12 protein-coding genes and 1 CRISPR repeat array (1 of these 13 cut by a window edge) are annotated in these 12,441 nt (G+C 72.9%); of the genes, 7 read left to right on the forward strand and 5 right to left on the reverse strand.

Annotated features, from left to right (window positions below):
• A CRISPR array of direct repeats spans positions 1–1,160; the repeat unit is 28 nt; unit sequence CTGCTCCCCGCGCATGCGGGGGTGATCC; it begins 281 nt to the left of the window's first position.
• A 196-nt stretch (positions 1,161–1,356) separates the two neighbouring features.
• Positions 1,357–1,575 carry a GntR family transcriptional regulator gene (locus ACVMYR_RS01695; protein WP_077935775.1) on the reverse strand — a complete coding sequence of 73 codons (219 nt, stop codon included), beginning with the start codon at positions 1,573–1,575 and terminating at the stop codon, positions 1,357–1,359.
• 367 nt (positions 1,576–1,942) lie between these two features.
• On the opposite strand from ACVMYR_RS01695, the gene ACVMYR_RS01700 reads away from it, so the two are divergent.
• On the forward strand, positions 1,943–2,239 hold the full coding sequence (locus ACVMYR_RS01700; RefSeq protein ID WP_396788833.1) for a hypothetical protein: 297 nt from the start codon (positions 1,943–1,945) through the stop codon (positions 2,237–2,239).
• A 67-nt stretch (positions 2,240–2,306) separates the two neighbouring features.
• Positions 2,307–2,552, forward strand: coding sequence for a hypothetical protein (locus ACVMYR_RS01705; protein WP_457120946.1), 246 nt, complete (start codon positions 2,307–2,309; stop codon positions 2,550–2,552).
• Between the two features lie 352 nt (positions 2,553–2,904).
• Here ACVMYR_RS01705 and ACVMYR_RS01710 read toward each other — a convergent pair whose 3' ends face one another.
• Positions 2,905–3,435: a hypothetical protein gene (locus ACVMYR_RS01710; protein ID WP_457120947.1), complete on the reverse strand. Its 531-nt coding sequence runs from the start codon at positions 3,433–3,435 to the stop codon at positions 2,905–2,907.
• Between the two features lie 323 nt (positions 3,436–3,758).
• On the opposite strand from ACVMYR_RS01710, the gene ACVMYR_RS01715 reads away from it, so the two are divergent.
• A complete protein-coding gene (locus tag ACVMYR_RS01715) occupies positions 3,759–4,925 on the forward strand; it encodes a helix-turn-helix domain-containing protein (protein WP_457120948.1) in 1,167 nt (388 codons plus the stop codon).
• A 68-nt stretch (positions 4,926–4,993) separates the two neighbouring features.
• Here ACVMYR_RS01715 and ligD (ACVMYR_RS01720) read toward each other — a convergent pair whose 3' ends face one another.
• Together ligD (ACVMYR_RS01720) and ligD (ACVMYR_RS01725) are read right to left on the reverse strand one after the other, a co-directional pair.
• Positions 4,994–5,899 (reverse strand): non-homologous end-joining DNA ligase, encoded by a 906-nt coding sequence (gene ligD, locus ACVMYR_RS01720; protein ID WP_431891703.1) that lies wholly within the window; start codon positions 5,897–5,899, stop codon positions 4,994–4,996.
• Positions 5,889–6,830 (reverse strand): non-homologous end-joining DNA ligase, encoded by a 942-nt coding sequence (gene ligD / locus ACVMYR_RS01725; RefSeq protein ID WP_457120949.1) that lies wholly within the window; start codon positions 6,828–6,830, stop codon positions 5,889–5,891. Before ligD (ACVMYR_RS01725) ends, ligD (ACVMYR_RS01720) begins: the two co-directional genes overlap by 11 nt.
• An 87-nt stretch (positions 6,831–6,917) precedes the next feature.
• On the opposite strand from ligD (ACVMYR_RS01725), the gene ku reads away from it, so the two are divergent.
• Positions 6,918–7,982, forward strand: coding sequence for a non-homologous end joining protein Ku (gene ku, locus ACVMYR_RS01730; RefSeq protein ID WP_396788827.1), 1,065 nt, complete (start codon positions 6,918–6,920; stop codon positions 7,980–7,982).
• A 147-nt stretch (positions 7,983–8,129) separates the two neighbouring features.
• Here ku and ACVMYR_RS01735 read toward each other — a convergent pair whose 3' ends face one another.
• On the reverse strand, positions 8,130–8,936 hold the full coding sequence (locus ACVMYR_RS01735; protein WP_457120950.1) for a TetR/AcrR family transcriptional regulator: 807 nt from the start codon (positions 8,934–8,936) through the stop codon (positions 8,130–8,132).
• Between the two features lie 77 nt (positions 8,937–9,013).
• Here ACVMYR_RS01735 and ACVMYR_RS01740 point away from each other — a divergent pair, with 77 nt between their 5' ends.
• From ACVMYR_RS01740 to ACVMYR_RS01750, 3 genes are all read left to right on the forward strand, one after another.
• Positions 9,014–9,478, forward strand: coding sequence for a nitroreductase/quinone reductase family protein (locus ACVMYR_RS01740; protein WP_229406478.1), 465 nt, complete (start codon positions 9,014–9,016; stop codon positions 9,476–9,478).
• A 150-nt stretch (positions 9,479–9,628) separates the two neighbouring features.
• Entirely contained in the window at positions 9,629–10,039 is a 411-nt protein-coding gene (locus ACVMYR_RS01745; RefSeq protein WP_077935753.1) for a VOC family protein, read from the forward strand.
• Between the two features lie 2 nt (positions 10,040–10,041).
• Positions 10,042–12,426 (forward strand): ATP-binding cassette domain-containing protein, encoded by a 2,385-nt coding sequence (locus ACVMYR_RS01750; protein WP_457120951.1) that lies wholly within the window; start codon positions 10,042–10,044, stop codon positions 12,424–12,426.
• Positions 12,427–12,441 lie beyond the last annotated feature (15 nt).

Raw genomic sequence — 12,441 nt, forward strand, 5'->3', positions numbered from 1 at the left:
CTCAACTACGACCAGGCCGTACAGCTGCTCCCCGCGCATGCGGGGGTGATCCCGCACCGGTGATCGTGTTGCCGGTGATCGTCTTCTGCTCCCCGCGCATGCGGGGGTGATCCGCGGCCGTTTCCCGGCGCTGCGGTGGCCACCATCGGCCACACGCTGCTCCCCGCGCATGCGGGGGTGATCCGGGGGTCAGGTCACCCCTGACCCCCAACCGACCCTGCTCCCCGCGCATGCGGGGGTGATCCGGCGACGCCCGAGCAGCGGGAGGTACTCCGGCTCTGCTCCCCGCGCATGCGGGGGTGATCCCAGGCTCGACTTGCTGGCCAGGAAGCGGTCCACCTGCTCCCCGCGCATGCGGGGGTGATCCCCGACCCTGACCCAAGCGGGAGCCGGCACCGTGCTGCTCCCCGCGCATGCGGGGGTGATCCGGCCGTGCAGGTCGTGGTGTCGGTGCTCGTGACCTGCTCCCCGCGCATGCGGGGGTGATCCCTGCCCCGCCGGAACAGCGCTGCCGGCGGCGGGCTGCTCCCCGCGCATGCGGGGGTGATCCCGTCAAGCCCGTCCCTCGTCGCCGCGCCGTCGTCTGCTCCCCGCGCATGCGGGGGTAATCCCGGCCGTTCCCCGGCGGCCCACCCCCACCGAATCTGCTCCCCGCGCATGCGGGGGTGATCCCGGGCCCTGGACCACGGACCCCGCCGACTTCCCCTGCTCCCCGCGCATGCGGGGGTGATCCCGGGATGAACCCGTCGGCCCGCCGGGTCGCGACCTGCTCCCCGCGCATGCGGGGGTGATCCGGTGACCGACGCCGACACCGACCCGGAGCCGGACTGCTCCCCGCGCATGCGGGGGTGATCCCCCGTACGTCCTGCCGGCCGCGTCCGACCTATCCTGCTCCCCGCGCTTGCGGGGGTGATCCCCGGGCGCTCGCCCCACCATCCAACTCCGGGGCCTGCTCCCCGCGCATGCGGGGGTGATCCCTGGGCGCTGCGAGCCTACGACGACGCGGGTGTCTGCTCCCCGCGCATGCGGGGGTGATCCCCACTGCGGGGCGTCCGGACCGGGTCGCCACTCCTGCTCCCCGCGCATGCGGGGGTGATCCGTGGTGCGTGGTGTTGGTGTTCTCCGCCTCGACCTGCTCCCCGCGCATGCGGGGGTGATCCCGTCATCGACAGCGACGCCGGACAGCCGATGTGCTGCTCCCCGCTACATGCGGGGGTGATCCGCTGATCTTCGACGTGTCCGCGACGTGGCTGGGCTGCTCCCCGCACATGCGGGGGTGACCCTGCGGCACTCGTCGTTACGCATCCGGCCTGGCCGCGCTTCCCCGCGCACCACCGTGCTTGCGCCTAGTTGCTGCTAGCGCTCGGCGACGAAGACACCTCGGCCGGGGCGGCCCACCAGGACGCCCCGCTTCCGCAGCGTCGCCCAAGCCCTGTTGATGGTCGACAGCGACACGTCGTACTCGTCGGCCAGCACATGACCGGGCGGCAACTGGGCACCACGAGGCCACTCCCCCTCGTCGATGCGCCTGACAAGGTCCTCGAGCAGTTCGTTCATGGTGGGCGGGATAGGCACGAGCACCCCTTGCAGTCGGTTGGCTCTGCCAGTATCGATCCACCTCCTGAGACAGGCAAAACACCTAAGCCATTTGGCAGTGCTGACATAGGTGAGGACACTGCGACTACTCTTGACATTGCTTCAAAAGCTCCGTACGGTTGCATTCAGTGACGCGGTGCCTGCGGTCGGTTGGCGCTTGCCGTGGTGGTGGCCCGTCACGTCAGCACCACTCCCCCCGTTCCGGGGCGGCTGGGCCATTCCCCCGGCCCGGCCGCCCCGGCCCCAGTTGTGCCCTGCCGCCGCACGTCGAGTGAGGCTGCGCCGGCAGGTCCACCCCCAACCAACGGAAGGGCACTGGAATGTCGAAGACCCCGACCCCAAGCCGATGAAGGGCCCCAACAGCCGGTGGGTCGTGCACGTGCCGATCCTCGTGCCGGACCTGCTCCGCGCCCGGATCCTCGCCCGCACGGCGGCGCGCGTCCTGGCCCAGCTCAGCCGGTGCGTCGACGTCGGGGAGGTGACCGTGTCGACCGAGGACGAGCAGCGCGTACATCATCGGGTGTTCTGTGACCGGCGACTGGCCGGCGGCGCGCGGTGCGGCCTGCCCAGCGACCACCTCGCGCCATGCGCGACCCGGCGCAACCAGCGGGCCTACGGGCGGCGCGAGCCACCGGGGGCGTAGACCCTGGTGTGCCCGGCATAGACCTACGGCCGCTTCCCGGTGACCGTCGGGTCCGGACAGTGGACGGATGACCGGTCACGGGGAGCCACGGATCGCCTCACCTGCCGAGGGAAGCGCGCCATCGACGCCGGGCCGGTGGCGTCGGCTCGCGCCGGTGCTGGCCCTGTTCGCGCTCGCGCCGTGGGCCGCCGAGTGCTCCTGGGGCGGGTTCGTCGTCACCGACTATCCGCTGGTGCTGATCTTCCTCGCCCCGCTGTACGGCGGGGCCGCCCTGCTGGTCCGGGCGGTCGCCCGACGCATCGGCGGCGGCTAACCGGCGATCGTCCTGCTGGCCGCCGCGTCATCCCGGTGTACGCCAGCCACGCCACCGCCGGCCTGGTGCCCGGCTGGGCGGGGATCGGGGGTACGCACGGCGCTCACCGCAGGCGTCGTGGCGCTGGTGGTGGTCGGGTGGTCGCGGCGGGCGGGACGGGATCAGCGGCACGTCCTCGCCGCCTGGTCCGCCGGCCTGCTCTCCGCCGCCAGTTTCGCCTACGCTTCTTCGCACCGCGCAGCCCACCCTGCCGCATTCCGCACCGTAGCCACCGCCACCGATAGTCCCTGACCGGATGGAGGGCGCGGGGCCCGCACACTCCCCTGGTGCGTGCGGGCCCCTCGGGCACCGGTCAGGCGGTGGTGCGGATCTTCGCGGCGTTGTCGTTGAAGCCGGAGGGGAGGCTCGGGGTGTCGCCGTTGAACCGCCGCGACGCCCCACTGTGGTTGGTCAGCGTGGTGTAGTAGCAGCCGCCGTCGGGCAGGAACGACGACAGCCGCCACTCGTACCAGCCGGGGTTGATGCCGTAGCCGGCCGCGTCGCACCAGGCGCCGCCGTAGACGTGGTCGTAGGCCCCGCCGTAGTTGGCGTGCTCGATCAGCGTGAATATCTGCACGGATGCGGTGACGCCGGCCTCCCTGGTCGCCGCGAGGGCGGCCTGCTCCGACGCCCCGCACCGGCGGGAGAGGACCTCGGAGAACTCCTGCCCCGCCTTGAGGGGCGCCAGGACGGTCACGCAGACCGGCCGCCCGTCGGCGGGGGCGGCGGCCTGGGCGGCGGCGCTCGCGGGCGCGGCGAGCACGCTGCCGGCCGCGAGCAGCGCCGCCGTGGCGGCGAGGGCGAGCAGCGCGGCCCGGGTCCGGCTGATGGTCGACTCGAACATGCGGTTTCCTTTCGGGTACGGCAGGAGAAGGCCGTCATCGGCACGCGGAGGGATCGGATCGACCATTGACATTCGTGGCCGAATAAGGCTGACCAAAGGCAGCAATTCCGTCGAGGCGCCCCTGCAATCCACCTCTGTGAACAGAGTCGCCCACGCCTCCAGCAGCGGCAACGCCCTTCGACTCAGCCCGAAATCCGCCACCGACAATCACGCCGCGAGATGGATCTGCGACATCGTACGTCGATTAGGTTGAATGGGGTTGCCGACGATCTCCCGGGCGACAAGGCTGGTATTTCTGGTCACACGAACGGGGGAAAGTCGTAATGATCAGGATTCTGTTCACCCCTGACGACCTCGCCCGGGTGCGGATCGCCGAGGCACCCGACCCGATGTGGGAGGTGCTGCTCAGCATTCATCTGCTGCAGGGCCGGCCGGAGGCGCCCGGCATCCGACAGTGGTGGCGGCACACCCGCCGTCAGCTGCCCTCGGCGGCACGGCTGCTCGCCGAGCTGGCCCCGCCCCGCGGCTACTCACCGGACTTCCTCACCCCGCCCGCCGGCACGTACGGCCTGGCGGCCGGAATCGAGGCGCTGCTCACCACCAGGCCCCGCCGGCTCGCCGGTGACCTGCGGCGGCTCGCCGAGCAGCGCCGTCCCACCCCACTGACCCGGTCACTCGCGCGCGCCGAGCCGGCGAGCCTGCGCCTGGTCGCCGACGCGGTACGCGACTACCACCGGGCGGCGGTGGCCCCGTACTGGCCGGTGATCCGGGCCGCTGTCACCGCCGACCGGGCCACCCGGTTGCAGACGCTCACCGGGCACGGCTTCGAAGGGCTGGTCGGGTCGCTCCACCCCGACCTGCGGTGGCGCGCACCGGTGCTGGAACTGCACGGCACGAGCTTCAGCCGGGACGTCCGCCTCGGCGGCCGTGGGCTACGGCTCGTCCCGTCCTTCTTCTGCTGGCGGAGGCCGACCCTGCTCCGCGATCCCGAGCTGCCACCCGTGCTGGTGTACCCGGTCGCGCACCGTCCCGCCCTGGTGCCGGCCCCGCCGGAGCAGGCGTACGCCGTCGGGCCGGCCGATCGCGCCGGGCGCGGCCGGTCCGACGCCGCCCGGACGACCGACCTGGGCACCGCCGCGCCCGACCGCCCCGACACCGGCTGGGCGACCGGCCTCGACACCGCCCAGGCGGCCGGGCTCGACACCGCCTGGCCGCCACCGTCGGTGGACGCGGCCGAGGGCGCGTCGCTCGCCGCGCTGCTCGGTGGCACCCGGGCGGCGGTGTTGGCGGCGGTGGGCGCGGGATGCAGCACCAGCGAACTGGCCCGGCGGGTCGGCGTGTCGGCGGCCACCGCCAGCCAGCACGCGAGCGTCCTGCGGGCCGCCGGGCTGATCGATACCCGTCGGACGGGCGGGTCCGTGCTGCACACGTTGCGTCCCCTCGGGCGGCACGTCCTGGCGAGCGGCGCCACCGTCGCCGCAGTCGGCTAGCGCTGCCGGGTCTGGTTGGTTAGGAAGGGCCCCTTGTACAACAGAATGCGTTAACAGGGGGCCCCTCCTTACACCTCGGGGCCGCCGTCGAGCAGCGGGGCGAGCAGGTCGCCGTGCTTGTCCACCCGCTTGAGCACCTCGGCGGCGGTGTAGGGGCGAGCAGCCGGGCGCTTTCCGGCCGCGCCGGCCGCCACCTCGTCCCAGGTCAGCGGCGTCGACACGGCCGGCACGGGCTGGGCGCGCAGCGAGTACGGCGCTACCGTCGTCTTCGCCGCGTTGTTCTGGCTCCAGTCGATGAAGACCTTCCCGCCGCGCAGGTTCTTCGCCATCTTCGACACGACCAGCTTCGGGTGGGCCTCCTCCAGCTCGCGGGCGACCCGGTGGGCGTAGTCGGAGACGACGTCGGCATCCTGGGTGCCGGCGATCGGGCAGCAGAGCTGCATGCCCTTCTTGCCCGACGTCTTCGGATAGGAGTCGAGCCCGTCGAGGGCCAGCCGGTCGCGCAGCAGCAGCGCCACCTGGCTGCACTCGCGCAGCCCGGCCGGGGGGCCGGGGTCGAGGTCGACGACCAGCAGGTCGGGGTGGCCGCCGATCTTCCACTGCGGGGTGTGCAGTTCCAGGGCGGCGAGGTTGGCCAGCCAGACGAGGGTGGGCAGGTCGTCGGCGACGACGTAGTCGATGGTCTCGCGGCCCTTGGTGGAGCCGGGGGCGGGGAGGTTCTCGGTGCGTACCCAGGCGGGGGTGGCTGCGGGGGCGTTCTTCTCGAAGAAGCTCTTGTCCTCGACCCCGTTGGGGTAGCGGATGCGGGTGAGGGCCCGGTCGGCGAGGTGCGGCAGGAGCACGGGGGCGATGCGGGTGTAGTAGTCGATCACCTCGCCCTTGGTGAAGCCCGCCGCCGGGTAGAGCACCTTGTCCAGGTTGGACAGCTCCAGCGAGCGGCCCTGCACGTCGACCTTGAGCCGGTCAGCCGGCATCGTCCACCTCCTCGGGCGGCTTGTCGGGGCGCAGCCGCAGCACCCGGGGGAAGCGCAGCCGGCCGTCGGGGGTGCGCTGGCCGTACTTCACCTCCACCACGACCTCAGGATCTACCCAGATGGCGCCCCGGGCATCCTCGCTGGGCACGTCGGCGGCGAACGGGGAGCTGCCGGCGCGCAGGGGTTCCAGCTCGCGCAGCAGTTCGCGTTCGAGGGCCGCGCCGATGCCGCCGCCGACGCGGCCCCGGTAGGTGAGCCGGCCGTCGGGGCGGGGCACGCCGACGAGCAGGCCGCCGATCTTGCGGGCCCCGGGCCGCCAGCCGCCGACGACGAAGTCGCCGGTGACCTCCAGCTTGACCTTGACCCAGTCGGGCGAGCGGACGCCGGGCCGGTAGGCCGAGCCGGTGCGCTTGGCCATCACCCCTTCGAGGCCGTGTTCGCCGGCCGCCTCGTAGGTGGCGGGCCCGTCGGCGAAGACGGGGGGCACGGCCCACCGGGCGCCGCCGAGTCCGAGGCCCTCCAGCAGGTCGCGGCGTTCGCGCCAGGGCCGGCCGGTGAGGTCCGCGCCGCGCAGCCGCAACAGATCGAAGATCAGGTACGTCACGGGTACGCTCGCCGCGAGCCGGGCCGCCTTCGCCGGATCGCGCACGTGCATCCGTTCGGCGAGCGCGGTGAAGGAGGGCTGACCGGCCTGGTTGAGCAGCACCACCTCCCCGTCGAGCAGGGCGTCGTCGATCTGCTCGGCGAGGGTGATCAGCTCCGGGTAGGCGGCGGTGATCTGCACGCCGGAGCGGGCGTACAGGTGTTGCCGGCCGCCGACGATGTCGGCGAGCGCGCGTACGCCGTCCCACTTGAACTCGTACGCCCACTCGGCGCCGGCGGGCAGCGGGCCGGTCGTCGCGAGCATCGGCTTCAGCGGCGCGCCGGGCATTTCCTGACTGTAGTAGGGCAACAGAAGTCATCGCGCCCGCTTCGATCCTTTGCGATCCTGAACGTTAACCGGGGAGAGGAGCGGGGGATGCGGGCGATCTGGAAGGGGGCTGTCTCGTTCGGGCTGGTCTCGATCGCGGTGAAGCTCTATTCGGCCACCGAGGAGAAGGACATCCGCTTCCACCAGGTGCACCGGGAGGACGGGGGGCGCATCCGGTACAAGCGCACCTGTTCGGTGTGCGGTGAGGAGGTCACCTACGACGACATCGCCAAGGGGTACGACATCGGCGGCGGCGAGATGGTGATCCTGACCGACGAGGATTTCGCGGACCTGCCGCTGACCACGTCGCGGGCGATCGACGTGTTGGAGTTCGTCCCGGCGGAGCAGGTCGACCCGATCCTCTACAACAAGGCGTACTTCCTGGAGCCGGAGGGCGCGGCGACGAAGCCGTACGTGCTGCTGCGCGACGCACTGGTCGACTCGGAGCGGGTGGCCATCGTCAAGGTGGCGCTGCGCCAGCGGGAGCAGTTGGCGACCCTGCGGGTGCGCGAGGGGGTGCTGCTGCTCAACACGATGCTGTGGCCGGACGAGGTGCGTACCCCCGATTTCGGTTTCCTGGGCGAGGACCTGAAGGTCCGGCCGCCGGAGCTGGCGATGGCCAGCTCGTTGATCGACTCGATGGCGGGCGAGTTCGAGCCGGAGGTCTTCACCGACGACTACCGGGCGGCGTTGCAGGAGGTCATCGACGCGAAGGTGGAGGGCCGGGAGGTCGTCCAGCCGGAGGAGGTCGAGGAGGCCCCGGCGGCGGCGGTGGACCTGATGGCGGCGCTGAAGGCGTCGGTGGAGCGGGCCCGGGCGGCGCGCGGGGAGCAGCCGGAGCGGAGCGGCGAGCCGACCCCGATCACGTCGGCCCGGTCGGCGCAGAAGGCCACGAAGGCCGCGAAGGAGGCGAAGGCCCCGGCGCGGAAGGCTGCCGAGAAGAAGCCGGCGGCGAAGAAGGCGGCCGGCGGGACCGGCGGCGGGTCCACCGGGGGTACGAAGAAGGCGGCCCCGGGGAAGGCCACGACGAAGGCGGCGGGGGCGAAGGCCGAGAAGAAGGCGCCGGCGCGAAAGGCCGCCCCGAAGAAGGCGGCGCCCCGCAAGACCGCCTAGCCGGGGCCGGTGTCACCGGGAATCGAGGCGTCCCGGAGTGACCAGGCCGGGATGAGTGGCTGCCTCCACTACACGACACGCCGGTGCGGTTCCACCGCAACCGGCCACTGATCGCGCGCACCTCGGACGGGGCCCCGCAAGGGGAGGTCAGCCCTGTTCGGCGAGCCGCCGGCGGTCGAGCCCCTCGATCAGCAGGTCGAGGGCGAAGGCGAACTCGTCCTCGTCGTCGCAGCCGCCGAGGGCGCCGCTGTGCGAGACCGCGACGGCGAGTTCCGCGATGTGCGGCATGCTCTCGGCCCAGGCGGCTGCCTGCGCGGCGGTCTCCGCCTCGGTCGCGGGGGTGTTCGGCGAGTCGTCGAACAGGTCCTGGCTGAAGCCGAGGATCCGGCTGCCCAGCAGGTGCAGGGCGTGGTGGCTCAGGCTCACCGAGCAGCCGCCGCCCCGCAGCACGGCGAGCACCCGCTCGATGTGCCGCAGCACGGCCGGGGTGGGCGTGTCGCGGGCCTCCAGCACGCGGGCCGCCCAGGGGTGGCGCAGCATCGTCCGGCGGGCCCGCATGATCAGCGCCCGCAGTTGGTCGGTCCACGGCCCGGGGGTGCCTGCGCCTGCCGGGCCGCTGCCGGCCGCCGCCTCGCCGCCGGCCCCGGTCCCACCGCCGCCGCCGACTGCGGCGGCCTCGGTCCCACCGCCGCCGAGCGCGGCGGCCTCGATCTCGCCGTCGACCTCGATCTCGGCGGCGACGGCGTCGACCATCGCGGCGAGCAGGGTGTCCTTGTCGCGCAGGTGGTAGTAGATCGACATCGCGTCCACGCCGAGGTGCTGGGCGAGCCGCCGCATGCTCAGCCCGGCGAGGCCGTCCCGGTCGGCGAGGCCGATCGCGGCGGCGACGATCGCCTCCCGGCTGAGGCGGGCGGGGGCGCGGGTCGCGGAGCGGTCGTCGGCGTGTCGGGGCACCTTCGGATCCTACTTGCCGCCCTACGGCGTAGGACTTACTCTACGGTGTAGACCTACACCGTAGAAACGAGGCCGCCATGGGCACCTCCCCCAAGCCCCCGCCGAGGTGGTTCGTCCGCAGCGCCTGGCTGGGCCACAAGGCTCTCCTCCGCGTCACCGCCGACCGGGTGGGCCTGAGCGCCCCGACGCCGGGCGGCCGGTTCGGCATGCTGCGGCTGCACACGACCGGCCGCCGCTCGGGCCGGCCACGTGCCGTCATCGTCGGCTACATCCGCGACGGCGACCGGTTCGTCACCCTCGCCATGAACGGCTGGGACGCGGCCGACCCCGCCTGGTGGCTCAACCTCCAGGCCCACCCCCGGGCGACCGTCGACCTCGGCGGCGAGTCCCGCGAGGTGACCGCCCACCGGGCCACCGGAGCCGAGCGCGACCGGCTGTGGTCGGCGCTGCACGACTACCGGGGCTACGGCGACCTGGACGGCCTCGCCGCCCACCGGGGCCGGGACACCGCGATCGTCGTCCTGACCCCGGTGCCCGCCTAGGCGGCCGCCGGGCAGGCCGGACCGGCGACACGAACCGACGGCCGGATCGGCGGCACGAATCGGCGGCACGAACCGGCGGCACGAACCGGCGGCCGGACCGATCAGGAATCAAGAAGCACAGGTCAGTCGGCCGCAACTAGCGTGATCGGCATGGACATCACCATTCACACGAGCTTCCTGCCGCACACCGACCCGGAGGAGTCCCTCGCCTTCTACCGCGACGTGCTCGGCTTCGAAGTCCGCAACGACGTCGGCACGGGCACCATGCGCTGGATCACCGTCGGCCCCGCCGGCCAGCCCGGCACCAGCATCCTCCTGGCCCCGCCGGCCGTCGACCCCGGCATCACCGACGACGAGCGGCGCACCATCGCCGAGATGATGGCGAAGGGAACGTACGGCTGGATCCTGCTGGCCACGCCCGACCTGGACGGCACCTTCGAGAAGATCCAGGCCAGCGACGCCGAGGTCGTCCAGGAGCCGACCGAGCAGCCGTACGGGGTGCGCGACTGCGCCTTCCGCGACCCCGCCGGCAACCTCGTCCGGATCCAGGAACTGCGCTGAGCATGGCGGCGGAGACGGCGTCGGAGTCGACCGCCCGGCGCGGCGCCGGGGGCCACGGCCTGATCCGGGTGCGGGGCGCGCGCGAGAACAACCTCAAGGACGTCAGCGTCGACCTGCCGAAGCGGCAGCTCACCGTGTTCACGGGCGTGTCCGGCTCCGGCAAGAGCTCGCTGGTGTTCGGCACCGTCGCGGCGGAGTCGCAGCGGCTGATCAACGAGACGTACAGCGCCTTCGTGCAGGGCTTCCTGCCGACGCTGGCCCGGCCCGAGGTCGACGTGCTCGACGGGTTGACCACGGCCATCGTCGTCGACCAGCAGCGGCTGGGCGGCGACGTGCGCTCGACGGTCGGCACCGTCACCGACGCCAACGCGATGCTGCGCATCCTGTTCAGCCGGCTGGGGCGGCCGCACGTCGGGCCGCCGGCCGCGTTCTCCTTCAACGTGCCGTCGGTGCGGGCGAGCGGCGCGATCACGGTGGAGCGCGGCGGCGGCCGGACCGTACGGCAGACCTTCACCCGCACCGGCGGCATGTGCCCACGCTGCGAGGGCCGGGGCACGGTCTCCGACCTCGACCTCGCCCAGCTCTTCGACGACTCGAAGTCGATCGCGGAGGGCGCGATCACCATCCCCGGCTGGAAGGCCGACAGCTTCTGGACGGTGCGGGTCTACGCCGAGTCGGGCTTCCTCGACCCGCACAAGCCGATCCGCGAGTTCACGACGCAGGAGCGGCACGACTTCCTGCACCGGGAGCCGACCCGGGTGAAGGTGGAGGGCGTCAACCTCACGTACGAGGGGCTGATCCCCAAGGTCCAGAAGTCGTTCCTCGCGAAGGACCGCGAGGCGATGCAGCCGCACATCCGGGCGTTCGTGGACCGGGCGGTCACCTTCACCGCGTGCCCGGAGTGCGGCGGCACCCGGCTCGGCGAGGCCGCCCGCTCCGCCCGGATCGGCGGCGTCAACATCGCCGACGCCTGCGCGATGCAGATCAGCGACCTCGCCGAATGGGTCGGCGGTCTCGACGAGCCGTCGGTCGCGCCGCTGCTGGACAAGCTGCACCAGACCCTCGCCTCGTTCGTGGAGATCGGGCTGGGCTACCTGTCGCTGGACCGGCCGTCGGGCACGCTGTCGGGCGGCGAGGCGCAGCGGGTGAAGATGCTGCGGCACCTCGGTTCCCCGCTCACCGACGTCACGTACGTCTTCGACGAACCCACGACGGGCCTGCACCCGCACGACGTCCGGCGGATGAACGACCTGCTGCTACGGCTGCGGGACAAGGGGAACACGGTGCTCGTGGTGGAGCACAAGCCGGACACCATCGCGATCGCCGACCACGTCGTCGACCTCGGGCCCGGCGCGGGCGCGGCCGGCGGGTCCGTCTGCTTCGAGGGCACCGTCGAGGGGCTGCGGGCCAGCGGCACCGTGACCGGCCGTCACCTCGCCGACCGGGTCGCCCTCAAGGAGACGGTACGCACGCCCACGGGCCGGCTGCCGATCCGGGGCGCGTCGACCCACAACCTGCGCGGCGTCGACGTCGACATCCCGCTCGGCGTGCTCGTCGTCGTCACCGGCGTGGCCGGCTCGGGCAAGAGTTCGCTGGTGCACGGGTCGATCCCGGCCGGCGCGGGGGTGGTGTCGGTCGACCAGGGCCCGATCCGGGGTTCGCGGCGGAGCAACCCGGCGACGTACACGGGGCTGCTCGACCCGGTCCGCAAGGCGTTCGCGAAGGCCAACGGCGTGAAGCCGGCCCTGTTCAGCGCCAACTCGGAGGGTGCCTGTCCCGGCTGCAACGGCGCGGGCGTGGTCTACGTGGACCTGGCGATGATGGCCGGGGTCGCCACGGTGTGCGAGGAGTGCGAGGGGCGGCGGTTCGAGGCGTCGGTGCTGGAATACCGCCTCGGCGGCCGGGACATCGCCGAGGTGCTGGCGATGCCGGTGACCGAGGCGCGGGAGTTCTTCGCCGCCGGCGAGGCCCGTACGCCGGCCGCGCGGGCGGTCCTCGACCGCCTCGCCGACGTGGGGCTGGGGTATCTCACCCTGGGCCAGCCGCTCAGCACGCTGTCCGGTGGCGAGCGGCAGCGGCTCAGGCTGGCCACCCACCTGGGCACCGAGGGCGGCGTGTACGTCCTCGACGAGCCGACCGCCGGCCTGCACCTCGCCGACGTCGGGCAGCTGCTGGGGCTGCTCGACCGGCTCGTCGACGCCGGCAAGTCGGTGCTCGTCGTCGAGCACCACCTGGCGGTCGTGGCGCACGCCGACTGGATCGTCGACCTGGGCCCCGGAGCCGGTCACGACGGGGGTCGGATCGTCTTCGAGGGCACGCCGGCCGACCTGGCCGCCGCCCGCTCCACGCTCACGGGTGAGCACCTCGCGGCGTACATCGGGGGGTAAGAAGGGGCCCCTTGT

Source organism: Micromonospora sp. PTRAS2, from assembly GCF_054052245.1.

What these genes read in the sequence shown, in the direction of transcription:
- ACVMYR_RS01715 (WP_457120948.1), top strand. Translation starts at nt 3,759, where the DNA reads ATGATCAGGATTCTGTTCACCCCTGACGACCTCGCCCGGGTGCGGATC.
- ACVMYR_RS01710 (WP_457120947.1), bottom strand. Translation starts at nt 3,435, where the DNA reads ATGTTCGAGTCGACCATCAGCCGGACCCGGGCCGCGCTGCTCGCCCTC.
- ligD (WP_457120949.1), bottom strand. Translation starts at nt 6,830, where the DNA reads ATGCCCGGCGCGCCGCTGAAGCCGATGCTCGCGACGACCGGCCCGCTG.
- ACVMYR_RS01745 (WP_077935753.1), top strand. Translation starts at nt 9,629, where the DNA reads ATGGACATCACCATTCACACGAGCTTCCTGCCGCACACCGACCCGGAG.
- ligD (WP_431891703.1), bottom strand. Translation starts at nt 5,899, where the DNA reads ATGCCGGCTGACCGGCTCAAGGTCGACGTGCAGGGCCGCTCGCTGGAG.
- ACVMYR_RS01700 (WP_396788833.1), top strand. Translation starts at nt 1,943, where the DNA reads ATGAAGGGCCCCAACAGCCGGTGGGTCGTGCACGTGCCGATCCTCGTG.
- ku (WP_396788827.1), top strand. Translation starts at nt 6,918, where the DNA reads ATGCGGGCGATCTGGAAGGGGGCTGTCTCGTTCGGGCTGGTCTCGATC.
- ACVMYR_RS01740 (WP_229406478.1), top strand. Translation starts at nt 9,014, where the DNA reads ATGGGCACCTCCCCCAAGCCCCCGCCGAGGTGGTTCGTCCGCAGCGCC.
- ACVMYR_RS01750 (WP_457120951.1), top strand. Translation starts at nt 10,042, where the DNA reads ATGGCGGCGGAGACGGCGTCGGAGTCGACCGCCCGGCGCGGCGCCGGG.
- ACVMYR_RS01705 (WP_457120946.1), top strand. Translation starts at nt 2,307, where the DNA reads ATGACCGGTCACGGGGAGCCACGGATCGCCTCACCTGCCGAGGGAAGC.